Origin of the sequence: Massilia sp. TS11, assembly GCF_022012445.1 — a bacterium.
GTDB lineage: Bacteria > Pseudomonadota > Gammaproteobacteria > Burkholderiales > Burkholderiaceae_D > Telluria.
The window spans coordinates 182,722-208,344 of record NZ_JAKLTS010000009.1; the positions used below are offsets into that span (position 1 = coordinate 182,722).

At 67.7% G+C, this 25,623-nt stretch carries 27 protein-coding genes; 13 read left to right on the forward strand and 14 right to left on the reverse strand.

Annotated elements, in window-relative coordinates:
• Window positions 1-40: 40 nt before the first annotated feature.
• Genes LZ005_RS15215 through LZ005_RS15240 form a run of 6 tightly spaced genes read left to right on the forward strand, consistent with a single transcriptional unit; the run spans window position 41 to window position 4,764 of the window.
• Window positions 41-427, forward strand: coding sequence for a DUF350 domain-containing protein (locus LZ005_RS15215; RefSeq protein WP_237808987.1), 387 nt, complete (start codon window positions 41-43; stop codon window positions 425-427).
• A gap of 21 nt (window positions 428-448) precedes the next feature.
• Complete coding sequence (locus tag LZ005_RS15220; RefSeq protein WP_237808988.1) at window positions 449-1,459, forward strand: SPFH domain-containing protein; 1,011 nt, start codon at window positions 449-451, stop codon at window positions 1,457-1,459.
• A gap of 9 nt (window positions 1,460-1,468) precedes the next feature.
• On the forward strand, window positions 1,469-2,914 hold the full coding sequence (locus LZ005_RS15225) for a DUF4178 domain-containing protein (protein ID WP_237808989.1): 1,446 nt from the start codon (window positions 1,469-1,471) through the stop codon (window positions 2,912-2,914).
• Window positions 2,915-2,916: 2 nt separating this feature from the next.
• On the forward strand, window positions 2,917-3,105 hold the full coding sequence (locus LZ005_RS15230) for a hypothetical protein (protein ID WP_237808990.1): 189 nt from the start codon (window positions 2,917-2,919) through the stop codon (window positions 3,103-3,105).
• On the forward strand, window positions 3,102-3,494 hold the full coding sequence (gene speD, locus LZ005_RS15235) for an adenosylmethionine decarboxylase (RefSeq protein WP_237808991.1): 393 nt from the start codon (window positions 3,102-3,104) through the stop codon (window positions 3,492-3,494). The genes LZ005_RS15230 and speD overlap by 4 nt, the downstream gene beginning before the upstream one ends.
• A gap of 28 nt (window positions 3,495-3,522) precedes the next feature.
• Complete coding sequence (locus LZ005_RS15240; protein ID WP_237808992.1) at window positions 3,523-4,764, forward strand: CaiB/BaiF CoA-transferase family protein; 1,242 nt, start codon at window positions 3,523-3,525, stop codon at window positions 4,762-4,764.
• Window positions 4,765-4,766: 2 nt separating this feature from the next.
• Here the strand turns inward: LZ005_RS15240 and LZ005_RS15245 are convergent, their stop codons facing one another.
• Entirely contained in the window at window positions 4,767-5,093 is a 327-nt protein-coding gene (locus LZ005_RS15245) for a hypothetical protein (RefSeq protein ID WP_237808993.1), read from the reverse strand.
• Window positions 5,094-5,259: 166 nt separating this feature from the next.
• On the opposite strand from LZ005_RS15245, the gene LZ005_RS15250 reads away from it, so the two are divergent.
• Window positions 5,260-6,306: a sensor histidine kinase gene (locus tag LZ005_RS15250; protein ID WP_237808994.1), complete on the forward strand. Its 1,047-nt coding sequence runs from the start codon at window positions 5,260-5,262 to the stop codon at window positions 6,304-6,306.
• On the forward strand, window positions 6,303-7,079 hold the full coding sequence (locus LZ005_RS15255; RefSeq protein WP_237808995.1) for a LytTR family DNA-binding domain-containing protein: 777 nt from the start codon (window positions 6,303-6,305) through the stop codon (window positions 7,077-7,079). The genes LZ005_RS15250 and LZ005_RS15255 overlap by 4 nt, the downstream gene beginning before the upstream one ends.
• Before the next feature lies 1 nt (window position 7,080).
• Here the strand turns inward: LZ005_RS15255 and LZ005_RS15260 are convergent, their stop codons facing one another.
• The 9 genes from LZ005_RS15260 to LZ005_RS15300 form a co-directional block, all read right to left on the reverse strand.
• Window positions 7,081-8,262, reverse strand: coding sequence for a hypothetical protein (locus tag LZ005_RS15260; RefSeq protein WP_237808996.1), 1,182 nt, complete (start codon window positions 8,260-8,262; stop codon window positions 7,081-7,083).
• On the reverse strand, window positions 8,259-8,987 hold the full coding sequence (locus LZ005_RS15265; RefSeq protein WP_237808997.1) for an outer membrane lipoprotein-sorting protein: 729 nt from the start codon (window positions 8,985-8,987) through the stop codon (window positions 8,259-8,261). Before LZ005_RS15265 ends, LZ005_RS15260 begins: the two co-directional genes overlap by 4 nt.
• On the reverse strand, window positions 8,980-10,212 hold the full coding sequence (locus tag LZ005_RS15270) for an ABC transporter permease (protein WP_237808998.1): 1,233 nt from the start codon (window positions 10,210-10,212) through the stop codon (window positions 8,980-8,982). Before LZ005_RS15270 ends, LZ005_RS15265 begins: the two co-directional genes overlap by 8 nt.
• Window positions 10,202-10,897 carry an ABC transporter ATP-binding protein gene (locus tag LZ005_RS15275; RefSeq protein ID WP_237808999.1) on the reverse strand — a complete coding sequence of 232 codons (696 nt, stop codon included), beginning with the start codon at window positions 10,895-10,897 and terminating at the stop codon, window positions 10,202-10,204. Before LZ005_RS15275 ends, LZ005_RS15270 begins: the two co-directional genes overlap by 11 nt.
• Window positions 10,894-11,535, reverse strand: a complete 642-nt coding sequence (locus tag LZ005_RS15280) for a hypothetical protein (RefSeq protein ID WP_237809000.1) — start codon at window positions 11,533-11,535, stop codon at window positions 10,894-10,896. Before LZ005_RS15280 ends, LZ005_RS15275 begins: the two co-directional genes overlap by 4 nt.
• Window positions 11,536-11,707: 172 nt before the next feature.
• Window positions 11,708-12,175: a CARDB domain-containing protein gene (locus LZ005_RS15285; RefSeq protein ID WP_237809001.1), complete on the reverse strand. Its 468-nt coding sequence runs from the start codon at window positions 12,173-12,175 to the stop codon at window positions 11,708-11,710.
• A 123-nt stretch (window positions 12,176-12,298) separates the two neighbouring features.
• Window positions 12,299-12,967, reverse strand: a complete 669-nt coding sequence (locus tag LZ005_RS15290; protein WP_237809002.1) for a response regulator — start codon at window positions 12,965-12,967, stop codon at window positions 12,299-12,301.
• Window positions 12,964-14,511, reverse strand: a complete 1,548-nt coding sequence (locus LZ005_RS15295; protein ID WP_237809003.1) for an ATP-binding protein — start codon at window positions 14,509-14,511, stop codon at window positions 12,964-12,966. The genes LZ005_RS15290 and LZ005_RS15295 overlap by 4 nt, the downstream gene beginning before the upstream one ends.
• A 67-nt stretch (window positions 14,512-14,578) precedes the next feature.
• The gene (locus LZ005_RS15300) at window positions 14,579-15,775 is read right to left on the reverse strand and encodes an MFS transporter (protein ID WP_237809004.1); all 1,197 of its coding nucleotides are present in this window, start codon (window positions 15,773-15,775) and stop codon (window positions 14,579-14,581) included.
• A 74-nt stretch (window positions 15,776-15,849) separates the two neighbouring features.
• Between LZ005_RS15300 and LZ005_RS15305 the strand changes: the two genes are divergently transcribed.
• Complete coding sequence (locus LZ005_RS15305; protein ID WP_237809005.1) at window positions 15,850-16,743, forward strand: LysR family transcriptional regulator; 894 nt, start codon at window positions 15,850-15,852, stop codon at window positions 16,741-16,743.
• Between the two features lie 63 nt (window positions 16,744-16,806).
• On the forward strand, window positions 16,807-18,348 hold the full coding sequence (locus LZ005_RS15310) for a cytochrome c peroxidase (protein WP_237809006.1): 1,542 nt from the start codon (window positions 16,807-16,809) through the stop codon (window positions 18,346-18,348).
• 9 nt (window positions 18,349-18,357) lie between these two features.
• On the opposite strand, the gene LZ005_RS15315 is transcribed toward LZ005_RS15310, so the two are convergent.
• The 4 genes from LZ005_RS15315 to LZ005_RS15330 are packed head-to-tail and all read right to left on the reverse strand — an operon-like array spanning window position 18,358 to window position 20,842.
• Window positions 18,358-19,227, reverse strand: coding sequence for a hypothetical protein (locus LZ005_RS15315; protein ID WP_237809007.1), 870 nt, complete (start codon window positions 19,225-19,227; stop codon window positions 18,358-18,360).
• A gap of 3 nt (window positions 19,228-19,230) precedes the next feature.
• Entirely contained in the window at window positions 19,231-20,007 is a 777-nt protein-coding gene (locus tag LZ005_RS15320) for a hypothetical protein (protein ID WP_237809008.1), read from the reverse strand.
• A gap of 3 nt (window positions 20,008-20,010) precedes the next feature.
• Window positions 20,011-20,511, reverse strand: coding sequence for a hypothetical protein (locus LZ005_RS15325; protein WP_237809009.1), 501 nt, complete (start codon window positions 20,509-20,511; stop codon window positions 20,011-20,013).
• Window positions 20,512-20,548: 37 nt separating this feature from the next.
• Window positions 20,549-20,842: a DnaJ domain-containing protein gene (locus LZ005_RS15330; RefSeq protein WP_237809010.1), complete on the reverse strand. Its 294-nt coding sequence runs from the start codon at window positions 20,840-20,842 to the stop codon at window positions 20,549-20,551.
• A 130-nt stretch (window positions 20,843-20,972) separates the two neighbouring features.
• Here LZ005_RS15330 and LZ005_RS15335 point away from each other — a divergent pair, with 130 nt between their 5' ends.
• The 3 genes from LZ005_RS15335 (at window position 20,973) to LZ005_RS15345 (ending at window position 25,498) form a co-directional block, all read left to right on the forward strand.
• Window positions 20,973-22,712: a glutamine--tRNA ligase/YqeY domain fusion protein gene (locus tag LZ005_RS15335; RefSeq protein WP_237809011.1), complete on the forward strand. Its 1,740-nt coding sequence runs from the start codon at window positions 20,973-20,975 to the stop codon at window positions 22,710-22,712.
• A 121-nt stretch (window positions 22,713-22,833) separates the two neighbouring features.
• Window positions 22,834-24,651, forward strand: coding sequence for a CHASE domain-containing protein (locus LZ005_RS15340; RefSeq protein ID WP_237809012.1), 1,818 nt, complete (start codon window positions 22,834-22,836; stop codon window positions 24,649-24,651).
• A 169-nt stretch (window positions 24,652-24,820) separates the two neighbouring features.
• The gene (locus LZ005_RS15345) at window positions 24,821-25,498 is read left to right on the forward strand and encodes a hypothetical protein (RefSeq protein WP_237809013.1); all 678 of its coding nucleotides are present in this window, start codon (window positions 24,821-24,823) and stop codon (window positions 25,496-25,498) included.
• The last annotated feature ends 125 nt before the right edge of the window (window positions 25,499-25,623 follow it).

Consider the following 25,623-nt stretch of genomic DNA (forward strand, 5'->3'; position numbering starts at 1 on the left):
TCATGTGTGCTGTCAATTTTGCAATCACCCGAGAGTATACATGGACGCCATCCTCAATTACCTGTTGCATCTTCTTCTCTCGGCGGGACTCGTGGCCGCCTTTTTCTGGATCTACACCGGCATCACGCCCTTCAAGGAAGTGGCGCTGATCCGCGGCGGCAATATGGCGGCCGCCCTGTCCCTCAGCGGCGCTGTGCTCGGCTTTGCGGTCACCTTGGCCTCGGCCCTCATGCATACGCCCGACTACCGCCAGTTTCTGCTGTGGGCGGCGCTGGCCCTGATCGTGCAGCTCGCGTGTTACTTTGTCGCCACACGTCTGCTGCACATGGCGCAGGACCAGATCGAAGCCAATAACAAGGCCTTCGGCACCCTGCTCGGCGGCATTTCCCTCTCCATCGGCCTGATCAACGCAGGCTGCATTTCCTGAACACTCACTAAGGAGTGAAGCATGTCCTTCGGTTCTTTCATCAAGAAGCAGTTTATCGACATCCTGCAATGGAACGAAGACCAGGACGGTGTGCTGGCCTGGCGCTATCCGATGCAGGACTTTGAAATCCAGAACGGCGCCCAGCTGGTCGTGCGCGAATCGCAGATGGCGGTTTTCGTCGACGAAGGCAAGATCGCCGACGTGTTCGGTCCCGGCACCCACCGCCTGAGCACGGCCACCCTGCCCGTGCTGACCTATCTGCGCAACTGGGACAAGCTGTTCGAGTCGCCGTTCAAGTCCGACGTCTACTTCTTCAGCACGCGCGTGCAGACCGGGCGCAAATGGGGCACGACCCAGCCGATCACCGTGCGCGACAAGGATTTCGACATGATCCGCGTGCGCGCCTTCGGCATGTACTCCTACCGCATCGCCGACCCGCGCGCCTTCTTCACCGAAGTCAGCGGCACGCGCGAGAGCTATACGCGCGACCAGGTCGAAGAGCAGCTGCGCGGTCTGATGCTGGCCACGATGGCCAATTCGATCGGCGCCTCCCAGGTGCCCTTCCTCGACATGGCCGCCAACCAGACCCTGATGGCCCAGCAGGTCAAGGGCGATCTGGCCACGGCCTTCGCCAAATACGGCATCGGCCTGGACGAGTTCAACGTCACCAGCGTCAGCCTGCCGGAAGAGCTGCAGGCCGCCCTCGACGAGCGCATCGCGGCCGGCATGAAAGGCTCGCTGGCGCCGAACAAGATGAGCGGCTTCACCCAGTTCCAGGTCGCCTCCAGCATTCCGCTGGCGGCCCAGAACGAGGGCGGCCTGGCCGGACTGGGCGCTTCGCTCGGCGCCGGCATGGCGGTCGGCCAGGCCATGGGCCAGGGCCTGAACCAGGCGATGACGCCGCCGGCTCCGGGCCAGGAACCGATCGAGGAGCGCCTGGCCAAGCTCAAGGGTCTGCTCGACAAGGGCCTGATTTCCCAGGCCGACTACGACAGCACCAAGGCCGAACTGCTGAAAAAACTGATCGGATAAGACACCCGGATGCAAACCGTTTCTTGCCCCAGCTGCGGCGCGCCCGTTCAGTTCCGCTCGCACGCCTCCGTGATGGCGGTGTGCGAGTACTGCCAGACCAGCGTGCTGAAGGACGCCGACAGCGTCAAGGATCTGGGCAAGATGTCCTCCGTGCTGGAGGACTACTCGCCGATTCAGATCGGCACCAGCGGCGTGTTTGGCGGGCGCGGCTTCAGCGTGGTCGGGCGCATCCAGCTGCGCTACAGCGCCGGCATGTGGAACGAGTGGTATCTGCTGTTCGAGGATGGCGGCACGGCCTGGCTGGGCGATTCGTCCGGCCTGTACACGCTGACGCGCGCCATCACGCCCGGCGGCGCCCTGCCGCGTTTTGCCGACATCGTCCCCGGCGACATGTACCGGATCGGCCCCGAGGCCTGGACCGCGGCCGAGAAGCGCAGCGCCCAGTGCGTGGGCGGCCAGGGCGAACTGCCGTTCCGTGTCGGCGCAGGCTGGCAGGCCGAGGTGGCGGACTTCCGCAGCGGCAGCCAGTTCCTGACCCTCGACTATTCGGATGGGCCGACACCGGTCGTCTATCAGGGCCAGGCCGTCAGCCTCGACGGCCTGCAATGCCAGCTGCTGCGCGACGACGATGCCATCGCCGCCAGCGCCGGCAAGTACAAGGGCCGCGTGGCCGCGCTCGACTGCCCGTCCTGCGGCTCGCCCGTGCAGTACCTGCCCGGCCTGACCGGACATCTGGTCTGCCAGGCCTGCCACAGCCAGATCGACGCCGCCAGTCCCAAGGCCCAGGTGCTGGCCAAGGGCGAGGAAGTCGAGCGCGTCAGCACCACCTTGCGCCTGGGCGCCCAGGCCACGATCAATGGCCAGCTGCACACCGTCATCGGCGCCATGCAGCGCCAGGACGAGGAAGGCAATGCCTGGACCGAATACCTGGTCTACAACACGCGCAACAGCTTCTTCTGGCTGGTGGAAACCCCGGACGGCTGGTGGCGCGCCAACGTCATGCCCGACTGGCCGCTGTGGCTATCCACGGCGTCGGAATCGGTGGTGGCCGACAAGACCAATTTCCACAAGCTGTATGACTACGTGGCCAGCGTGACCTGGGCGGCCGGCGCCTTCAACTGGCGCGTGCAGGTCGGCGACCAGGTGCGCGTGTACGAATTTGAACAAGGCAGCACGCGCCTCGCGGCCGAGCTGACGACCGAGGAAATGACCTGGTCGCGCTCGGTGCGGCTGGCCAATGACCAGGTGCTGGCCTGGTTCGGCAAGGACGTGAAGGCCGAGCGCATGCCGAGCCCGCGCCAGCGCAAGTCGACCCTGGCCACGCTGCTGTGGTGGCTGCTGGCCCTGAACGCCATCCCGCTGCTGCTGGAGCCGGGCGCGACCTGGGTCTATCCGGTACTGGGCGCGCTGGCCATCTATCTGCCGGCGAAATTTCTGGAATCGAGCGAGTCCTGAGCATGGGTGGCAAATTCTTTGTGTATGCGGTGTTTGTCATCGCCATCACCACGGCCTCGAGCTGGGTGAAACTGTTCAGCGTCGCCAGCCGCGGCGGCGGCAATAGCTGGGTCTCGCACACCGGTGGTGGCGGCGGCAGCTATGGCGGCGGCTACAGCGGCGGCGGCTATGGCGGAGGCGGCCACAAATGAACGCGCCCCTGCCTGCCCCCGCACTGGGCGGCGTGCACGCGAGCAGCGGCCAGCACCTGCTGGCCGACCTCGGCGGCATCGCGCCGGAGCGTCTGCGCGACGCCGCCGCCATCGACACTCTGCTGCGCGCAGCCGCCGAGGCGGCCGGCGCCCGTGTGCTGCACAGCCACTTTCACAGCTTCGGCCCCGGCCTGGGCGTGACCGGCGTGGTGCTGCTGGCCGAGTCGCACATTTCCATCCACACCTGGCCGGAGACCGGCTTTGCGGCGGTGGACATCTTCATGTGCGGCCAGGCCGAGCCGCAGCGCGCGCTGGCCCTGATCTGCGCCAGCCTGGCCCCGCAGCGGCAGCGCGCGCAGCTGGTGGGGCGCAGCAGCGCCGGCTTATAATCCGGGCCAAGCCCATTTCACCTCGACCATGACTGCAACGACCTCCCTGCCCAAGGCGCTTGGGCATATCCGCGTGCTCGACCTGAGCCGCGTGCTGGCCGGCCCCTGGTGCTCGCAAAACCTGGCCGACCTCGGCGCCGACATCATCAAGATCGAACGCCCGACCCTTGGCGACGACACGCGCGCCTGGGGCCCGCCCTATGCCAAGGATGGCGCCGGGCGCGACACGAGCGAGGCCGCCTACTACCTGGCAGCCAACCGCGGCAAGCGCTCCGTCACCGTCGACATCGCCAGCGCCGAGGGCCAGGCCCTGTTGCGCGACCTGGTCAAGCATTGCGATGTGGTGCTCGAAAATTTTAAAGTGGGCCACCTCAAGCGTTATGGGCTCGACTACGACAGCCTGAAGGCCATCAAGCCCGACCTCGTCTATTGCTCCGTCACCGGCTTTGGCCAGGACGGCCCGTATGCCCATCGCGCCGGCTACGACTTCCTGATCCAGGGCATGGGCGGCCTGATGTCGATCACCGGCGAGCGCGACGATCTGCCCGGCGGCGGCCCGCAAAAGGCCGGCGTCGCCATCACCGACCTGATGACCGGCATGTATGCGACCGTGGCCGTGCTGGCCGCCCTCACCCACCGCGACCGCACGGGCCAGGGCCAGCATATCGACATGGCCCTGCTCGACACCCAGGTGGCCATGCTGGCCAATATGGGCAGCAACTACCTGAATAGCGGCAAGCCACCCAAGCGCTGGGGCAATGCGCACGCCAATATCGTGCCCTACCAGACCTTCGCCTGCGCCGACGGCCACATCATTGTCGCCACCGGCAACGACGGCCAGTACCAGAAGTTCGTCGAAGCCGGCGGCCGGCCCGAACTCGGCCAGGACCCGCGCTTTGCCACCAACCCGCTGCGCGTGCAGAACCGCGACGTGCTCGTGCCCATCCTGGCCGAGATGGTCAAGACGCGCACGCGCGACGACTGGATCAGCGCGCTGGAAGCCGTGGGCGTGCCCTGCGGCCCGATCAATGACCTGCACGACGTGTTCGAGAACCCGCAGGTCAAGGCGCGCGGCATCGCCATCGACGTGCCCCACCCGACGGCGGGCCAGGTCAGGCTGGTGCGCAGTCCCATGCGCCTGTCGGCCACGCCCACCACCCAGGACGTCCCGCCGCCGCTGCTGGGCCAGCATACGGAGGAAGTCCTGCGCGAGGTGCTCGGCTACGACGCGGCACGCATTGCGGCCCTGCGGACGCAGGGCGTGGTTTAGGCTCAGTGCAACTGGTGCTTCAGGCGCGATAGCTCGTCATGCGCGCGTAGCACGGCGTCTTTGACCGTGCTGGGCGCGCTGCCGTCCATCGTGCAGGCGCGCTTGGCCTCGTCACCGAGCGACTCCAGCTCGTCCACACACTGGCGGATGCGGTTTTCGTCCTGCGACTGAATGACGCTTTCCGCCACATGGCATTGCCTGTCGAGCTCCTCGATGCAATGTTTGAGCTTGGGCGACAGATTCTGCTCGGTCTGGCAGGACTGGGCCGCCTGACCCACGGCTTGTTCGATACGCGTGATGCGTTGCTGAATTTCTGAATTTTGCAGCATGATGCGACCTCCCAAATCAGGCGGCACCGAAGTGTGCCGCTCCTGGTTCGATCCTTGAGGGCGCTAAAAAGTTCGGCGCCGCGTGCACACCGTTTCGCGCCACGCGGGCGGCGTTTCGTCGCAACGCCCCTGTCCAGGCCGCCGGGCATCCTGCTACCATGCGCGCATGAGCCCCGCCCGTCCGCCCTTCCCCCTTGGCCGCTTCCTGCGCGATGGCGTCTTCGCCATGCTGCTCAATGTGCTGTGCGCCCTGACCCTCACCTATGTCCTCGGCAATGGCGGCGGCTTCGGCCCCAACCTGCTGGCCTCGATGTGCATCGGCACTCTGGCCTGGGCCATGATCGATGGCGGTCGCCTGCTGATCTGGGGCGAATGCGCGCGCCCCAACTGGCTGGTGTTCGCCGGTCTGGTGGCGGTGGCTGTGCCGGTCGCCCAGGTGGCCGGCATGACCCTGACCGGCCTGCTGCTGGGCGCACGCATCAATGGCTTCAGCAGCCTCTCGCGCACCAGCATGACCGGCGTGGCCTTCACCCTGATCGCCACCGGCGCGGCCACCCTGTTCTTCACCAGCCGCGACCGGATTCTGCGGGCCGAGGCGCGCGCCGCCCAGCAGGAGGCGCACGCGCTGCAGGCCCGCCTGCAGGCGCTGCAGGCCCAGATCGAACCGCATATGCTGTTTAACACCCTGGCCAATGTGCAGGGCCTGATCGCGCTCGATCCGGCGCGCGCCCAGCACATGCTCGACCAGCTGATCCAGTACCTGCGCGCCACGCTCTCGTCCTCGCGCGCCGAAGTCACGACTCTGGGCCAGGAATTCGCCCTGCTCGACGCCTACCTTGGGCTGATGCAGGTGCGCATGGGCGAGCGCCTGCGCTACCAACTGGCGCTGGCGCCCGAACTGGCCGCCTGCCAGCTGCCGCCGCTGCTGCTGCAGCCGCTCGTCGAAAACGCCATCATCCATGGCCTGGAGCCGAAAATCGATGGCGGCACCCTGAGCGTGCGCGCCAGCCGCGATGCCGGTCGCCTGCTGCTGGAAGTGGCCGACAGCGGCCTCGGTCTGGCCGCGGCGCCGGCCAGCAAAGGCACGCGCCTTGGGCTGGCCAATACGCGCGAGCGCCTGCAGGCCTTGTACGGCAGCGCCGCCCGCCTGGAGCTGCTGCCCAATTCACCCGAAGGCGCGCTGGCGCGCCTGACCCTGCCCTTGACGCCATGAGTATCCGCATTCTGATCGCCGAAGACGAAGCCATTCTCGCCGCCACCCTCAGCGCCGCCCTGCAGCGCCTGTGGCCCGAGGCCGAATTCGTCGCCACCTGCGCAAATGGAGTGCAGGCGGTCGAACAGGCCCTGGCCCTGCGCCCGGACGTGCTTTTCCTCGATATCAAAATGCCGGGGAAGACCGGCCTGGAAGCGGCCGAGGAGATCACCGAGGCCTGGGACGGCAAGCCGCCGCTCGTGGTCTTCGTCACCGCTTACGACCAGTATGCGGTGGACGCCTTCGACCAGCAGGCCGCCGACTACGTGCTCAAGCCGATCAGCGATGCGCGTCTGGCGCGCACGGTCGAACGCCTGCAGGCGCGCCTGGCCACGCCCGCGCCGGAGACCGAGATGGCGCAACTGCTGCAGCAGCTGCGCGCGCTGGCGCCGGCCGCACCGCCCGCGCCGCGTCTGCAGATGATCCGCGCCGCCGTCGGCAACCAGGTGCGTATGATTCCGGTGGCCGACGTGATCTACTTCGAGGCGATGGACAAGTATGTGAATGTGGTCACGGCCGACAGCGAATCCCTGATCCGCACCAGCCTGCGCGAGCTGCTGCCGCAGCTGGACGCCGACCTGTTCTGGCAGGTGCACCGCGGCACCGTGGTCAATAGCAGCTGCATCCTGGCCGCCATGCGCGAGGAGAACGGCAAGCTCAGTCTCCAACTGCGCGGCCGCAGCGAGCGGCCGCGCGTCAGTCCCCTCTACGCCCACCTGTTCCGGCAGATGTAAATCAGAAGGCGCGTTCGACGGCGACCACGGCCTGCCAGCGCACCGGCAGGCTGGCCAGCGGCGCGCCGCCGCTGAAATGGCGCAGGCTGGCCGACACGGACCACGGCGCCGGCTTCCAGCTCCACATGGCACTGGTGATGCGGCCGCCGTCCTCGGGCGTCCACAGCACGTCGGCCGAGAGGTCCGCATCCCCGAAATTTTGCGCCACCCGTGCAAACACGTTCTGGCGGCGCAGGGTGCTGGTCTGCAGCAGGCTGGCCTGCCAGCCCAGATTGGCGCGCTGCAGGGCGGGCGGCAGCGGGCTCGGGGCCTGCAGCGCGCGGTTGCGGGCACGCCAGGCGTCCCACTCCGCGCCGCTATAGGCCGTGGTGTCGCGCCAGGCTTCGCCGATGATCGACAGCTTGCCCTCGGTGGTCCAGGTAAGGCCGGCCAGCGCGCGCAGGCCGCCGCCTTGCGCCTCCCAATGCCCGGGGTCCTGGGTCACCATGGCGCCGCCGCCGGCCCCGGCCCAGCGCGTGTGGCGCTGCTGCAGCAGCAGCGAGCCATGCAGCTCCAGCCCCGGATTGACCACGTCCGAGAACGACACGCCGCCTTCAAGCCCGTCGCGCGCCGATACGCGCAGCACGGCGTATTCGTCGCGCGTGCCGCTGCGCCGGTAGTAGCGCAGCGCCAGTGCACCGTCGTCGCGCGGCTGGGCGCGCCGGCCGGCGCCGGGGTTGGACCACACCACGCTCACGGCCTGCTCGCTGTCGAACCATTCCCAGGCCAGCATCGGCACGCCTTCCAGCGTCGGCGCATACAGCGCGCGCCGGTCCTCCTGCTGCACCACGTCGAGCGGGCGGAAGGCATAGCCCACGTCCCAGCTCATGACTTTTTTGCCGGCGCTCAGAAAGCCCGCGCCAAGCGGCCGCTCGAGCGACAGCTCGTTGAGCGTGGCGCGCGTGCCGCCATCGCTGACGCGGCGCGCACTGAGCACGCCGCGCACCGCGCTGGCTTCCAGCGCATCCCACTGAAAACGCAGCTCGCCGGTCTGCACATTGCGCAGGCTGTCGGCCCGCGGCAGCAGGCTGTCCGGGTTGGCGTGCGCCTGCTCCCACTGGGTGCGCAGGCGCAGGTCGAGCTGATCGTCGGCCAGGGCCGGCGCCGCCAGCATGGCCGCCGCCAGCGCAATCGCGGTCCTCATTTGATGTCGCTCCGGCTCAGGTACATCGGATTGAACAGCTCATCGCCAAACTTCTTCGGCGTCGAGGACAGCACGTGGATCACAGTTTCGCGCTGGGTCTGAATCGCGTCGCTCAGATAGGTGCGCGTGACCTGCAGGCGCCCATCGCGCTGCTCAAGCTCGTAGCGCGCGCTTTTCAGCTTGCGGTTGGAGCTTGCATACAGGTCGGCGCGCAAAGGGCGGCCATCACGCTTGGCCAGAAACAGGGTGATCTTCTGGTAGCTCAGGGCCGGGCGGCGCGCGCTCAGATCCAGCTCCCAGCAGGGCTGGCCGTCGATCTCGGTCTCCTGGCGCAGCACGCCGTCATAGTCGCCGGCCCAGGTCATGGTGGCGATGTCGCCGGTGGCGGCGTCGCCCAGCAGCTTTTGCAGCGGCGTGATGCGGATCGGCCGCGCACTGCCCGGCATCAGCATCCAGAAGTCGTCGCCCTTCATCAGCACCTTCTGGCCCGACTCGCCCGGTGAGCGGAACAGCACCAGACTCTGGCCGCCGGGCCGCACCAGCACCTCGTAGCGCTTGCTCTTGTCGACCTGGCCGTTCTTGATGGTCTGGACTTCGGTCTGCAGCTGGGCCGAGGCATCGGGCATGCGGAAGCTATCGGCTTTTTTCAGCATGGCCTCGATATCGGCCGCCAGGGCGCCGCCACTGAGACACAGGGCGGCAATCATCATTGCGAGTTTAGACATGGGACAGGGCCTCCACGACAGCTTGTTTAGCGGCTTTGCGGCTGACGAACCAGGCCGCCAGTGCGGACAGCAGCGTCACCGTGACGGCCGCGCCCAGATACATCAGCGGCGACACCGTCACCACCAGCGGATAGCCTTGCGAGCGTCCGGGCGGCGGCGGCATCTGCACCTTGAACAGCACCAGGCACAGTGCGACGACGGCGGCCACCAGCATGCCCAGCACGGCGCCGCCGCCGGCCAGGCTCACGCCTTCGAGCGTGAACACCTTCATCACTTCGCCCGGGGTCGCGCCCATCGCACGCAAGGTGCCGATTTCACGCGTGCGCTCAAGCACCGCCATCGCCAGGGTATTGGTCACGGCGAACAGCACGATCACCAGCACGATCACGCCGATGAAACCGAAGATGCGGTCGTAGATGTTTTTCACGCTCTGGTAGAACTGCGCCTGTTCGAGCCAGGTGCGCACTTCCAGCTGGCCGCCCTGCTCCGCTTTCAGCTTGGCGGCAAAGGCGTCGGTCTGGTCCATCGCCTCCAGATAGACGGACAGGCTGCTCACTTTTTTGGTCGCCAGCAGGGCCTGGGCCGTGCTCAGGTCCACCATCGCGAGGCGGCGGTCGACCTCCGTTACACCGGTGCTGACGACGCCCGTCACCACCACGTCCAGCGCATTCAGACTGCCCGTGGTCGTGGTCGAAATCAGGGTCAGGCTGCTGCCCGGTTCCGCGTGCAGGTTCTGCGCCAGGCCTTTGCCGATCACGATGCCGGGACCGCGCGCCGGGTCGTGCGCATCGAGCAGCACGCCGCGTTCGGTGCGCATGGTCGGGCCTTTGACCAGATATTCCTGGCTGGCGTCGACCCCGCTGCCGATCACGATCTCGCTCTTGTCGCCATTCGAGATCAAACCCGAGAACTGCAGGCGCGGCAGCACGCGCATCACGCCCGGCATGGCCAGCAGCTTGCGGCGCAGGTCCTCGCTGCCGGCCAGGCCGTGCTCCAGCGGGCTCGCTTCGTTGTTGTCGAAATGGTGGGGCGCGGCCACCACCACATGGCCGGTGTCGCGCGCGCTGAACTCGGCCAGCGACTCATAGGTTTGCAGGGCGAAGCCGCCGCCGAGCAAAGCAGCGGCCGTGCCGATGGCCGTGATGGCCAGCGTGGCGAACGAGCGGCGGCGGTTGCGCATGGCGTTTTTCAGGGCCATGGCGAGCCAGGGGAATTTAGCGAGCATATGCGCCTCCTGCCAGCACGCCGTCGTCCAGCACCAGGGCGCGGTCGCAATGCCCGATCAGGCGGTCGTCGTGGGTGGCGATCAAAAAGGTGGTGTCCTGTTCGTGGGCCAGGGTCTTCATCAGTGCGACGATCTGGGCCGCTGTAATGGCGTCGAGATTGGCCGTCGGTTCATCGGCGATGACCAGGGCCGGCTGCTTGACGATGGCGCGTGCAATCGCCACGCGCTGACGCTGGCCGCCCGAGAGCTGGTCGGGCCGGTGGCCGCCAAAGCCGCCCAGGCCGACGCGCTCGAGCGCCTCGCCCACGCGGCGGCGGCGCTCGGCCAGCGGCACCCCCAGCAGGTGCAGCGGAAAATCGACGTTATCGTGCGCGCTCATCACCGGCACCAGGTTAAAGCTCTGGAACACAAAGCCGATGGTCTGGCGCCGCAGTGCGGTCTTGCGCGCCTCGTCGCCGGCGCGCAGCGGCTGGCCAGCGTAGGTGACGGCGCCGCCATCGCACTGATCGAGCAGGCCGCAGATGTTGAGCAGCGTGCTTTTGCCGCTGCCCGAGGGCCCGGTGACGGCGGCCAGCTCGCCGCGCCGCACGCCCAGGTCGATGCCCTTGAGGGCGTGGATGGTTTCGCCGCCCAGATGGTAGGCCTTGCTGACCCCATCGAGCTGCATCAGGATATCGCTGCTCATTGGCCCAGCTCCTTCAGGCGGGCGGCGGCGCGCAAGCCGGACGGGGTCTGCGGACCCAGGGCAGCGACCTGCTTCCAGTACTGGACTTCGTCGGCGCTGCGCTTCTCACGGGCGGCCTGCTGGGCGGCGACGGCATAGGCGCGCTGGCGCACGGCGGCCGGCGCGCTGGCCAGGGCTGGCATGGCCAGGGCCGCGTCGAGCGCGCGCTTGCCGAGAGTGGCGCGGTTCATGAAGTCCGGCAGGGCCAGCAGGGTCTGGGCCGCGACCAGGCGCGTTTCCAGGCTTTCCGGCACGCCGCCGATGGTCTGGCTGTCGTGGCCAGGCGCCAGCAGGTTGAGGGCCTTTTCGATCATATTGGCGCCCTGCTCGGCGAACTTCATCTTCGACCACGGCATCAGCGCGTCGCGCCCCTGCAGGGCAATGGCCGAGCCCTGATAGGCCAGCATCAGCGGATGCTCGGGGTGAGTGGCAGCGAGGCGGCCAAAGGCGTCGGCCGCGGCGTCGCGCGCGCTGGCGTCGCCATTGGTGGCGGCCACGTAGTTCTGTACCGCCTCTTTGTAGCCTTTGAGCTGGACTTCCTCGCCTTGAGCCAGGGCGCAGCAGCTGGCGAACAGGGCGCCGATCAGCAGATGTTTCATGGTCTTTCCTCCTTGTGTTGTGGGACTGCGCACAGACTAAGGAGGGCCACGCGGGCGGGCGAGCGGCAAGCGATGAAAACGAATCGGACGACCGCGAAACGGGGCTGGCGCGGCGCGAAAAAAAGCCGGTCCGGTGCGGGACACCGGCGCCGGCGTGGGGAAAGCTTGCGCCCTAAAGCGCCCGGCAGGCGCCGCTGACGGTCACCGTCAGCGCCAGCGCGTTATTCGCCAGGTTCGATTCGGCCAGCTGGTTTTCGGCGTCCAGCTGCAGACCCAGCACGTAGGTGCCGGGCTCCAGATAGGGCTGGGTGAGGACATGGCGCGTTTCGCCGGGCTGCAGCGGCTGGGCGCTGCTGATGGCGACGATAGCGCCTTTCGCGAGCAGGAAGTTCTTGAAGCTGGCCGTGGGGCGGTCGCCCAGATTGCGCAGATCGTAGCCGACATTGAAAGCGCAGCGCCCCTTGGTGCGCAGCATGGCATCGCGCTCAGTCAGCACGATGCTGCCGCCCCAGGGCACGGCGCGCGTACCGAAATGCATACCTTGCAGGCTGGTGACGTCGGCGTGGATACCGGATGCCGGCGCGACGTTGAAGATGGCAGCCGCGCACAGGACGCTGCCCAGCATCTTGAATAGACCCATGTACCCTGCTTTCTCGTTGATGTGGTGGGTAGCAGGGACTTTGCAAGCGGCGTGCCAGGCCTTTCCGCGTGCGGATTGACAGAATTCGTCAGCCGAGCCGACAAAAGCTGCCAGGCGGCTGACTCAGAGCGGCGGCTCGAAGCGGTAGCCGACACCGTACACCGACTGCAGGCACTCCGACTGCGGCAGCTTGCGGCGGATATTCTTGATGTGGGAGTCGATCGTGCGGTCGTTGATGTCGCGCTGGTCCTCGTGGGCGAAGTCGAGCAGCTGCTGGCGCGAATAGACGCGGCTTGGGTTGTCGATCAATTCCGCCAGCAGACGGAATTCGACGGGCGTCAGCGCTACCGCCGCCCCGCCATGCAGGATCTGCATGCGCTCGCGGTCGACCACGAAGGCCGCGCCCGTGGGCTGCGGCGTTTGCTGGCTGCGGCGCAGATGGACCTTGACCCGCGCCACCACCTCGCGCGGGCTGAAGGGCTTGCACACGTAGTCGTCGGCGCCGGTCTCCAGGCCAAGCAGGCGGTCGATTTCGTCGACCCGCGCCGTCAGCATGATCACCGGGACCTGCGAGAAGCCTCGCAGCTGCTGGCACACGGCCACGCCATCGAGCCCGGGCAGCATCAGGTCGAGCGTGACCAGATCGACCGCATGGGAGCGCAGATAGTCGAGCGCCGCCTGGCCATTGGCGAGTTGGGTGCTGCGAAAACCGGCGGCGCTGAAATAGTCCGTCAGCAGCGCGGCGATCTTGTCGTCGTCTTCCACCACCAGGATATGCGGCTGTTTGTTCATGCATATTCTCCAGACAGTGGCAGGCGCAGATGGATTTTCAGCCCGCCCAGCGGCGACGGTCCGGCGCTGATGCTGCCGCCATGCGCCTCCACCAGCACCTTGACGATGGCCAGCCCCAGGCCGCTGCCGCCCGTGGTCCGGGTGCGCGCGCTATCGGCCCGCACCAGACGCTCGAACAGGTGCGCATGGGTGCCCGCCGGGACGCCGGGCGCGCTGTCCTCCACCCACAGATCGGCGTGGCCGTCGTCGGCCATGGCCATGCTGACCACGATGTAGCCGCCCGCATCGGTGTAGCGCACGCTGTTTTCCAACAGGTTGATCAGCACCTGGGTCAGGCGTCCGTGGTCGCCGCGCACTGGCACCGGCTGGGTAGGCAGGTCCCAACCGAGATCGAGGCCGGCCTTGGCGGCGCGCGGGCGGTAGCGCTCCAGCAGCGGGCGCACCAGGGCGGCCAGATCGAGCTGCTGCCAGTCGTAGTGCAGCTCCCCGGCGTCGGCCAGGGCCAGCTGATGCAGATCGTCGACCAGCTGGTTCAGGCGCAGCACCTCGCCATGCAGGGATTCGAGGGCCTTCTGGTCGGCGCTGCGGATGCCGTCGATCAGGGCTTCAAGCTCGCCGCGGATCACCGTCAGCGGGGTGCGCAGTTCGTGCGCGACATCGGCGATCATCTGGCGCCGCTGCTGCTCGGAGGCCTCGAGCGCCTGCGCCATTTCATTCACGTGCACGGCCAGCTCGGCCAGTTCATCGCGCGACAGCAGGGGCGCGCGCGCCGCGAAATCGCCCTGGGCCAGACGCGCCGTCACATTGCGCAGGGCCGGAATCGGGCGTAGCAGATGGCGCGCGAGCGCCGTCGCCAGCAGCGCGGCGAAGGCGATCAGGGCGGCGGCCATCAGCAGCATCTCGTTGATCTGATCGCGCAGGAAGGCGCTGGCGGCGGCGCCGTCGTTACCTTCGGCGGCCTGGCGCAGCGGGCGCAGCTTGAGCAGGCCAATCAGGCGGCCATTGAGCAGAATCGGCTGCTCGATCGCGTCGACTACATGGGGCGGGCCCATCACCGGCTCGCCGTCGGCGTCGAACACGGACAGGCGCGGCGCAAAGCCGAAGGGATCGCGCGGGCGCGGCGGCTCGCCCGCGCGGCCCTCGTCTTCCGGCGGCGGTGCGGCCTCGCGCGGCGGCGGTGGCGGCCGCTGCGGGCCGTAGCCGCGCACCGGGGGCGGCTCGCCGGCGCGCGGCGGCGGGCCATCGCGGCGCGGCTGCGGCCGCGGATTCTCGGGCAGCACCAGCGGATTAGCGGGGTTCATCCGGGCCAGCACTTCGCGCATGCCGGCCGGGCGGTGGCGCAGCCAGTCCCAATTGCCCTCGCGCGCATAGCGCTGGGCGATCAGCTCGGCGACCTTGTCGAGGTCCTTGCGCTGCGCACCATTCAGGTAGGCGACGAAGCCGCGATTCAGATTGGCCGTGGTGAACCAGGCCATGGCGCCGATACTGAGGATGGCGACGGCGACCACCGCCAGCGCGATCTTGCGCGCGATCGTCAGTCGCATACGGTGTCCTGATGTCGGTAGCTCACGCGGACATCATAACCGCCAAATGTGCAGAGATTGTGGAAATTCAGGCCGGCTGCGGCTGGCGCGGGGCCAGGCCGCGCAGGCGCATCGCGATCAGCAGGCCGAGACCGAGCGCGCAGCCAAGGCCCGCCACCACGGCCGCCCAGCCGCCGCGGCTCCACAGCACGCCGGTGGCCGAACCGAGCACGCTCGAGCCCAGGTAGTAGAACAGCAGGTAGAGGGCCGAGGCCAGGGCCTGGGGCGCGCCGGCACGCCGTCCGACCCAGCTGCTGGCGATCGAATGGGCGGCGAAAAAGCCAAACGTGAAGATGCCCAGACCGATCAGCACCAGCGGCAGCTGCGGGGCGAGCGTCAGCAGCAGGCCAAACAGCATCAGGCCCAGCGCCTGCCACAGCACGTGGCGGCGGCCCAGGCGGTCGGCGCGGCGCCCGGCCCACACGGCGCTGTAGATCCCGCTCAGGTAAAGCGCGGCGAGCGCGCCGACAGCGGCCGGGCGCAGGCTGAACGGCGCCGCCAGCAGGCGGTAGCCGATGTAGTTGTAGACCGAGACCATGCAGCCCATGAGCAGAAAGCCGATGGCGAACATCCACGGCAGGCCCGCGTCGCACAGGTGACGGCGCGCGCCCTGCAGCAGCACGTCCCAGCCGGCCGGCTGCGGGCGGAAGTGGCGCGAGGCCGGCAGGCTGCGCACACATTCGAGCGCCACCAGCAGGGCCAGCACCCCCATCGTCGCCAGCGCCGCGCGCCAGCCGAAAACGTCGGCCACGGCGGCCGCCACAAAACGTCCGATCATGCCGCCAAAGGCACTGCCGCTGATGTACAGGCCCATCGACAAGCCAAGCGAGGCCGGTTCGATCTCCTCGCTCAAATAGGCCATGGCCACGGCCGGCATCCCGCCCAGGGCCACGCCGAGCAGGGTGCGCAGCAGCAGCAGCTGGCGGTAGTCCTCGGCAAAGGCGCAGGCGATGGCCAGCACGGCGCCCAGCAGCATCGAGGCCAGCATCAGCGGGCGGCGCCCGACCCGATCCGACAGCACGCCCGAGACCAGCAGCGACACGGCCAGGGCCGCCGTCGCCATCGACAGCACGCCGCTGCTCTGGGCCGGACTCAGGGCGAAGGCCTGGGCCAGCACCGGCATCAGCGGCTGCACGCAGTACAGCAGCGCGAAGGTGGAAAAGCCGGCGCACAGCATGGCGCGGTTGGTGCGGTGGAAGGCGGGAGTGGCGGCAGCGATCTTCATGCAGACCATGCTAGGCTTGTTCAGTAATTCAGTCCAATATATATTTCTGTCGTCTCTCATACATTTTATAGATTATGGAACTGCGCCACCTGCGCTACTTCATCGCCGTCGCCGAGGAACTGCACTTCACGCGCGCGGCCCAGCGCCTGAACATCGGCCAGCCGCCGCTGTCGCATGCGATCGCCCAGCTCGAGGAGGAAGTCGGCGCGCTGCTGTTCGAGCGCAGCAAGCGCTGGGTGCGGCTGACGCCGGCCGGCAGCCTGTTCCTCAGCGATGCGCGGCGTATTCTGGCCCTGGCCGAGCAGGCCCAGGAGACCGCGCGCCGGGCCGAACGCGGCGAGGCCGGCGAGCTGCGCATTGGCTTTACCTACTCCACCCCGTTCACGCCGCTGTTCGTGGCCGCCATCCGGCGCTATCGCCAGCAGTACCCGGGCGTGACGCTGACCCTGCGCGAGCTGTCGAGCCAGCGCCAGATCGAAGCGCTGGCCCAGCGCGAGCTCGATCTGGCCTTCACCCGACCCCTGAGCGTGCCCGATGCGCGCCTGGCGATGGCGCCGCTGCGCGACGATCCGCTGGTGGCCGTGCTGCCCAGCGAGCACCGGCTGGCGCACACGCGCCACCTGGCCCTGCGCGATCTGGCCAACGAACCGTTTGTGATGTACCCGGCGGCGGCCGGGACCGCCATCGTGCCGCTGATTCTGCGCCTGTGCCGCGCGGCCGGTTTCAGTCCGCACGTGGCGCAGGAAGCGGGCGAATCGGCCTCGATCATCGGCCTGGTGGCGGCCGGCTGCGGCGTGACCGTGCTGCCCGCGACCTTCCGCCGCATCCGCATGGAAGGCGTCAGCTACCGCCAGCTGCAGGACGCCGACGCCCGCACCAGCCTGATGCTCGGTTGGCGCGCGGGCGAACACGCGCCGCTGGTGGACGCCTTCGTCGCCATCGCCCGGGCCGCCGCGGCGAGCGACTAAGCCCTCCATTTTTGCTGCACATTTGCGCGCCATCCTGCGCCCATCTCAACGCAGGAGCCCATCATGCAGCCACGCGCCCACCGCCTCGCCAGCCTACTCGTCCCCAGCCTGCTGCTTGCCGCCTGCGGTGGCGGCAGCATCGACAGCAGCAGTCCCGCCGCGACGCCCGCGCCGGTCCAGGACAGCAGCATCGCCAGCGGCAGCGGCGCCGCGCGCTCGGGCGACATCGGCCACAGCACCCTGAGCGTGCCGGTGACGCAGCCGAACGAAGAAGGCGCGGCCCTGACCGTGAGCAGCAGCGGCAGCATCGACAGCGCCAATCCCTTTTTTCGCCCGCTGGGCAATGGCCGCAGCTGCGCCAGCTGCCACGAAGAGGCCAATGGCTGGACCATCGGCCCGGCGCGCCTGCAGCAGCGCTTCGAGGCCAGCGCCGGCCTCGATCCCGTGTTCCGCCTGGTGGATGGCGCCAACAGCCCGAACGCCAGAGTTGACAGCGTGGACGCGCGCCGCAGCGCCTACAGCATGCTGCTCACGCGCGGCGTGATCCGCGTCGGCCTGGCGCTGCCCGCCGATGCCGAATTCACGCTCGAACGCGTGGACGACCCCTACGGCTATGCGAGTGCGCGCGAGCTGTCGCTGTTCCGCCGCCCCCTGCCCTCGGCCAATCTGCGCTTCAGCAGCACCCTGATGTGGGACGGGCGCGAGACCCTGCTCGACGCCGCCTCCAGCCTGTGCATCAAGGGCGCACGCCCGGCCGCCTGCTACGCGGCCCTCGAAAAGGACCTGGCGCAGCAGGCCAGCGACGCCGTCAAGGGCCATGCCGAAGCGACGAGCGCCCTGAGCGAGAGCGAGCGCGCCGCCATCGTCGCCTTCGAGCAGAGCCTGACGATTGCGCAGCAGGTGTCGAAGGACGCGGGCGACCTCAGTAGCGCCGGCGCGCTGGGCGGCCCGGCCAATCTGGCGCGCACCGACTTCTATTTCGGGATCAATGACGTGGACGCGGGCGACTACCGCAGCGGCGCCGCCTTCAACCGCAATGTGTTCAACCTGTTCGGTGCCTGGCGCAATCTGGGCCAGCCCCAGCCCGGGCCGCGCGGCGGCCGCCCGCAGCCACCGAGCGCCCAGGACCAGGCGCGCGCCGCCATCGCGCGCGGCGAACAGCTGTTCAACACCCGCCCGTTCACGCTGACGAACGTGGCCGGCTTCACCGACACCTTGCGTCCCGGCCTCGCGCGCGCCACCTGCAGCAGCTGCCATTCAGCGCCGAATGCCGGATCCCTGTCGGTGCCGCGCCTGTTCAACACCGGCACCTCGGCGGCCGTGCTGCGCACGCCCGATCTGCCGCTGTACACGCTGAAGAACAAGACGACGGGCGAAGTGGTGGAGGTCAGCGATCCGGGCGCCGCCATGCAGAGCGGGCGCTGGCGCGACATCGGCAAGATGAAGACACCGAGTCTGCGCGGCCTGGAAGCGCGCTCGCCCTACTTCCACGACGGCTCCGCCACCAGTGTCGAAGCGGTGGTGCGCTTCTACGACCGCCGCTTCCGCATCGGCCTGACGCCGCAGGAAGTCGCCGACCTGTCCGCCTTCCTCAAAGCCCTCTGACCCCGTTGTTTAGAAGTCGGCGTCGAGCTCGGTGCCGGCGTAGTTTTCCAGCTCGGCGAACAGGGTCTTGAGCGCGGTGCGGCTGTTCAGCTTGTGCAGCACCGTGCAGTGGGCGCGCAGATTGTCGATGCGCTCGACCAGCACCGGATGGTGCTGCACCGGCACCACCTGCAGCAGCTCGGCCCAGCCCTGCTCGAAGTCGGGCTTGTGCTTGCGCACGGCGCCGACGAAACGCGCGAACTCCTGCTGGCCGGTGCGCGCCACGATGCGGCCGCCGCCTTCGACCGCGAAGATGATGGCCAGCGCCAGCACGCCTTCGGCATTCAGGTCGCTGTCCTTGATCGGACCTTCCCAGTGGTGGCGGCGCAGCCAGCTGGCGGCGCGCACCACGGCCTGCACCTGCTTGCGCTGATTGAGCTGCATCTCGTAACGCGCCGGGCCGTCCCAGTTCTCGCCGGGGTCGGCCGCGCAGATGTCGATGAACAGCTCTTTCAGGCGGCGCTGGGCGTACACGGGGTCCTGGTCGAATTCGCCGACCAGGCTGTCCTCGGGCAGCGCGGCCAGCTCCTTGAGCGCGCGGAATCCCTGCTGGAACGCGTGCTCGGCCCCTTCGCCGATCAGGTATTCGAGGGCGCTGGCGTCGTCCTGCTCGACCAGGGTGCGCTCGATGCCGAGCGAGACGCAGCCGACCGTCAGCAGGTAGGCGCGCTGGATGCCTTCGGCCGTGCGGTCGTTGGTGAAGCGCTCGGCCACCATGGCGGTGATGCCGGCCAGTTCGTCGGCCAGCACGGCGGCGTCTTCGTCCTGCGCGGGCAGGTCGAAACAGCGGATCGCGCGCACCAGCCGCGGCGGGCGCGCTTGGATGAGGGCGGGCAGCATGGCTTAACTGAAGATGCCGGTGCCGAGGCTCTTGCGGGTGCCGCGCTTGGGCGTGGTGCGCACGCTCGGCACCTGCTTGCGCAGGCGGTACAGCAGCTCGCGCGTGGTGCGCTGCAGATGCTTGGGCTCTTCGTCGGGATCGTCCGAGAATTCGGCGTCGGCCAGGTCGGCGCTGTGGCGGAATTCGGGGAACAGCTCGAACAGCGCGCGGTCCCAGCCATCCTCGCTGGCGCGCGCCAGCTCCACCGCCAGCGGCACGATGTCGCTGTCGCTGGTCGTGTGGGCCGTGATCCAGGGTCCGCGCGAGGCGATTTCGCCGGCCAGCTCGAGCACTTCGCGCGGGGCCAGCGAGAACAGGATCGCAAACGCGGTGCAGCCATGGTCGGTGGCGGCGGCGGCCTGCAGCAGCTCGTGGCGGCGCTCCTCGTCGTCGGTGGCGAACACCACGCCGTGGATGTGGGCGAACAGGGACTCGGCGATGCGCTCGGGATCGTCCTCGATCAGGTTGTCGGGCCAGGTGGCGGCGATGAAGGCGAGGCTGTCGGCCCACACCTTGGGCGGCACCAGCAGGGTCGCGAGCGAGGTCTTGCCGCCGTCGAAGCCGGCCAGATGCAGGGCCGTCACCTGGGGCGGAATCTGTTCGAGCACTTCGGCCACGGCATAGTCGCCATGCGCTTCGGCGGCCTCGGAGAAGGCCTGTTCGGCATGCTGCAGGGAGCCGGCCAGCACCAGTTCGGTGACTTGCTTGACGACGGCCGGCAGATTGCTGTTATCGCTCATCGCTTATTCCTCATCCTGGTCAAACAGTTGGGCGAAGTCCTCGGTGACCTCGCCGATCTCGTCGTCCTCGTCGCCCTCGTCCTCGTCTTCGCGCAGGGCGTCGAGCGAATTGTCCTCGTCCACCCAGCCTTTCGGATGCTTGTGCAGGAAGACGGTGATGATGGCCTGGCGCGTCAGTTCGGGCCAGTCGCCGATCATCGCCTCGAGCGCGGCGGCGCCGGCGCCATCGGCCGAGGCGGCCGCGAACACGGCCTGGGCGTCGCCCTCCTCGAACTGGGCGGCCTCGCGCAGCAGGGCCTTGGCATCGTGGATGCGCAGCGTTTCATTGAGGGCGAAGGCCATCATGTTCAGGTCTTCGATGCCCTTGCCTTTGGCGTATTCGGCCAGCAGGGCGTCCAGCATGCGCTGGTAGTTCTTCTTGTCGGGCGGGTCGCCGAGGATGCCATCGATATAGCCCTCGAGCTCACGCGCCTGATAGGCGAATTCCGGGTGTACGCGTTTCATGTCTTCTTCTGGAAAATGGGGATGGCGCGCTGTCGCTTCAAGCCGGCGGCAGGTTCACGCCCTGCAGCGCGAACAGGCTGCGCCACAGGCCATACGCCTCGGCCACCGGATCGATGACGATACGGTGGTTCAGGGTCTGGTTGTATTCCTCGCGTTTGAGCGGGTCCGACAGGACCTCGTAGGCCTTGGTGATGCTCTTGAAGCGCGCTTCCGCCCCCGGCGCCTGGTTGCGGTCCGGGTGGTAGCGCATGGCCAGCGAACGGTAGACTTTCTTGATCTCCTCGTCCGTGGCATTGGGTGCAACACCGAGAATCAAGTACAAATTTTCCATTTTGGAAACTCCCGGCTGGAAAGCGAACGCACAAAGGCGCAATTATCCTACAGAAAGCGGAGCTGCGCCGCACTTACGGTAAAATGGGCGATTGTCCCGGGCATCCGCCCCCTGCATGCGTTCACACATTATGAGTCACGATAAGAATACGGCGGCAGCGCCCGCCCCTGCGTCGAACTTTTTGCGCGGCATTATCGATGCCGACCTGGCCGCCGGCACCCACGCCCACACCGGCCTGCCGCCCGTCATCACGCGTTTTCCGCCCGAGCCGAACGGCTACCTGCACGTCGGCCACGCCAAGTCGATCTGCCTGAACTTCGGCCTGGCGCGCGACTACCAGGGCCGCTGCCATCTGCGCTTTGACGATACCAATCCGACCAAGGAAGAACAGGAATACGTCGACACCATCATCGACAGCGTCAGCTGGCTCGGCTTCTCCTGGGGCGAGCACCTGCACTACGCGTCCGATTATTTCGAGCAGCTCTACCGCATGGCCGAATACCTGATCGAGGCCGGCCACGCCTATGTCGATTCGCAGACGGCCGAACAGATCGCTGCCACGCGCGGCAACTTCAGCACGCCGGGCACGAATTCGCCCTACCGCGAACGGCCGGCGGCGGAATCGCTGCAGCTGTTCCGCGAGATGCGCGCCGGTAAATACGCCGATGGCCAGCTGGTGCTGCGCGCCAAAATCAGCGCCGACGCGATGGCCGCGCCGAACATGAATATGCGCGACCCGGTCATCTACCGGATCCGCCATGCGCACCACCACCGCACCGGCGACGGCTGGTGCATCTACCCGATGTACGACTACACGCACCCGATTTCGGATGCGCTCGAAGGCATCACCCACTCGATCTGCACGCTGGAATTCCAGGACCACCGCCCCTTCTACGACTGGCTGCTCGAGCGTCTGGTCGAAGGCGGCTTCTTCCCGCAGCCGGTGCCGCGCCAGTACGAATTCGCGCGCCTGAACCTGACCTATGTGGTGACCTCCAAGCGCAAGCTGCGCCAGCTGGTCGACGATGGCATCGTCACCGGTTGGGATGACCCGCGCATGCCGACCATCGTCGGCCTGCGCCGGCGCGGCTATACGCCGGAAGCGATCCAGCTGTTCTGCGAGCGCATCGGCGTGTCCAAGGCCGACGGCTGGATCGACTACAGCGTGCTCGAAGGCGCGCTGCGCGACGACCTCGATCCGAAGGCGGCGCGCGGCATCGCCGTGCTGCGTCCGCTTAAGCTGATCATCGAGAACTTCCCCGCGGGCGAGGCGATCGACTGCACGGCCCCGGTCCACCCGCACCAGCCCGAGCGCGGCCTCAAGCACTTCCCGATCACGCGTGAAGTCTGGATCGAACAGGAAGACTTCATGGAAGTGCCGAGCAAAGGCTACTTCCGCCTGTACCCGCCGATCGACGGCCAGCCGGGCGCGCGCGTGCGCCTGAAGTACGGCTTCGTGGTCGAGTGCACGGGCTACGAGAAGGACGCCGATGGCAAGGTGGTGGCCGTGCGCTGCCAGTACTTCGCCGATTCCAAATCGGGCACCGATGGCGCCAACAACTACAAGGTCAAGGGCGTGATCCACTGGGTCTCGGCCACGGCCGCGCTGGCTGCCGAGGTGCGGCTGTACGACCGCCTGTTCACCGATCCGCAACCCGACGCCGGCGGCAAGGACTTCACCAGCGTGCTCAATCCGAACGCGCTGGAGACGATCACCGCCTATCTGGAACCGGGCCTGGCCACGGCCCAGGGCGACGAGCGCTTCCAGTTCGAGCGGCACGGCTATTTCGTCGCCGACCGCGTCGATTCCCAGCCGGGCAAACCGGTGTTCAACCGCATCACCACGCTCAAGGACAGCTGGGGCAAATAAGCCTGCGGGCGGGCCACGCGCCCGCCCTGCTTTGGCCGGCGCGGCGTTTATGTGACGCTCGCGCTTGGTTTTTCCGCAAAGTTTCTTGACAATTAATGTCGTGCCTCCTTAGGCTGGCGCGATGTTGCACGAAATCCACTCCCCCTCGCGTTTCCGGATTCCGCAGCGTACGCTCGCAGGCGGACTCGGCATCGTGCTGTCCGCCACCGTGGGCCTGGGCTTCTACCTGGCCACGGCCCGCTGGATCGAGGGCGACGCGCGCGAACGCTTCCGCAACCTCGCGCGCAACTCGCAGTACACGATCAATGCGCGGATCAAGTCCTACACCGACCTGCTGCGCGGCGCGGCCAGCCTGTTCAACTCGGGCGACGAGATCACGCGCGGCCAGTTCCACCGCTACGTCAAGGGCATGGACGTGGCGCGCAATTTCCCGGCCATCGAGACCATCAATTTCGCGCGCTATGTGACCGACGCCGAGCGCCCGGCCTTCGAGGCCCACATGCGCGAGCGCGACCGCGACAGCCGCGACGGCTACCCGCCCTTCGCCATCAAGCCCGAGGGCCACCGCGCGGCCTATTCGGTGCTGACCTATATCGAGCCGATCGATCCGTGGTCGCAGACCTTTGGCCTGGACATCGCCGCGCGCCCGGCCGTGGCCGAAGCCCTCAATTACTCGCGCGACCAGGGCACGATCGTGACCTCGGGCCAGCCGATTGCCGCGATGAGCAACCGCCAGCGCGTCGGCCTCGGCATGCGCCTGCCGATCTACCGCTACCATGCGCCGCTGAGCACGGTGAACGAACGCCGCGCCGCCTATCTGGGTTCGGTGGGGATTGCCTTCAATGTGTCGACCCTCCTGCATGGGGTGCTCGATGAAATGTCGCTCAAGCGCGTGCGCCTGACCGTGTACGACAGCCACCTTGCCCAGGATGGCCAGCTCGACACCGACACCACGCACGACGTGCTGCTGTTTGACAGCGACCCGGGCGCCCTGGTTCCGCCCGAGGCCAGCCCCGACCACTTCTTGACGACCCACGCGATTCCCTACAACGACCGGATCTGGCGCGCCGTGTTCTCGGTGCCGCAGGCCAGCCTGTACACGGCCTTCGACAGCGCCATTCCGTGGCTGGCGGCGCTGGCCGGCTTCATCTCCACCCTGCTGCTGTATGCGCTGTTCCAGTCGATGTCGACGGCGCGCCGGCGCGCCGTGCAGATGGCCAAGGCGATGACCAAGGAATTGCGCGAGAGCCAGATCAAGCTGCAGCTGTCGCACGAGAAGCTGCGCGCGCTGGCGGCCCACTCGGAACAGATCAAGGAAGGCGAACGCAAGCGCATCGCGCGCGAGATTCATGACGACCTCGGCCAGAACCTGCTGGCCCTGCGCATCGAAGCCGATCTGCTGGCCTCGCGCACGCGCGCCAGCCATGCGCGCCTGCATGCGCGCGCCGTCGCTACCTTGCAGCAGATCGACGCGACGATCCGCAGCGTGCGCCAGATCATCAATGACCTGCGCCCGAATGTGCTCGACCTGGGCCTGCCGGCCGCGGTCGAGTGGCAGGTGTCGGAATTCCAGCGCCGCACCGGCATCACCTGCGAATTTTCCGAGCCCCATGTCGAGATTAATCTGAACGATAATTGCGCCACTGCCTTCTTCCGCGTACTGCAAGAATCGCTGTCCAATATCTCGCGGCATGCGGCTGCCAGCCATGTGAAGGTCGACCTGCAGCTGCACGACGGGCGCCTGACGATGACCGTCTCGGACAATGGCATCGGCCTGCGCGCGGGCGGGCGCAACAAGGTCGGCTCCTTCGGCCTGGTGGGCATCGAGGAGCGCATGGCCATCCTCGGCGGGGCCTTCTCGCTGATCTCCAGCCCCGGCGCCGGGACCACGGTGCGGGTCTCGGTGCCCTTGCCACAAGACGAACAGGTCTTGATTTAGCTCAACATCGCAATTCCTACGTTGGTAAGAATCTTCCTTAGGGCTTGAGCCCGGCATGTTGCAGCACGCCGGGCTTGTCGGGCCCGCGCGCCGGGTGCAGCCCATCTGGCGCGCTTTTTTCCGGACGGAGCCACGCCCCCGCCCCCCGTTCACAATGAAAGGATCCCTCATGATTGCCAACGAAGACTTCCAAGCGATTGCTGCGCTGAACCTCGACCCGATCAAGGTCAAACTGATGCATGAAGAATCCGGCGAAGGCTGGACCCGCGCCCAGGCCGACGCGGTGGAATTCGAATACCGGCGTTTTCTGTATCTGATGAAAACCTTCCCGAACGAGCCGGCGGCGCCCTCGATGCAGGTGGATACCTTCTGGCACTATCACATCCTCGACACGATGGCCTATGCCCAGGACTGCGCGGCCGTGTTCGGCTACTTCCTGCACCACTTCCCCTACATCGGTCTGCGCGGCGAGGCCGATCTGGAAGCCCACCATGAAATCGGCAACCGCATGAAGGAGCTGTACGAGGCGACTTTCGGCGAGGCCTATGGCGCGCGTGAGCATGCGGCGTTTGCGGCCGAGGCCGGCGCCGCCTTCTCGGCCGTGCCGGTGCAGGCTGCGTTCTCGGCGGTGCCGGTCAAATCGGCCTTCTCGGCGGTGCCGGTGAAGTCGGCTTTCTCGGCCGTGCCGGTGCAGGCCGCCTTCTCGGCCGTGCCGGTGAAATCGGCCTTCTCGGCGGTGCCGGTCAAGGGCGCGTTCTCGGCGGCCCAGGTGCAGACCGCCTTCTCGGCCGTGCCGACCGACCTCAGCCGCTTCTACTCGGAGCGCCCGCGCCTGCAGGCCGCCTGAGACCCTGTCTGCTTGCCGGCCGCCCAGGCCGGCAAGCGCGCGGGGCCTGCATTTTTTCCTGGTTCTATCGTGCGGCCGGGGCGCGCCGCGCGGACGATAATCCTTTCATACCCTTGTGAAAGGAT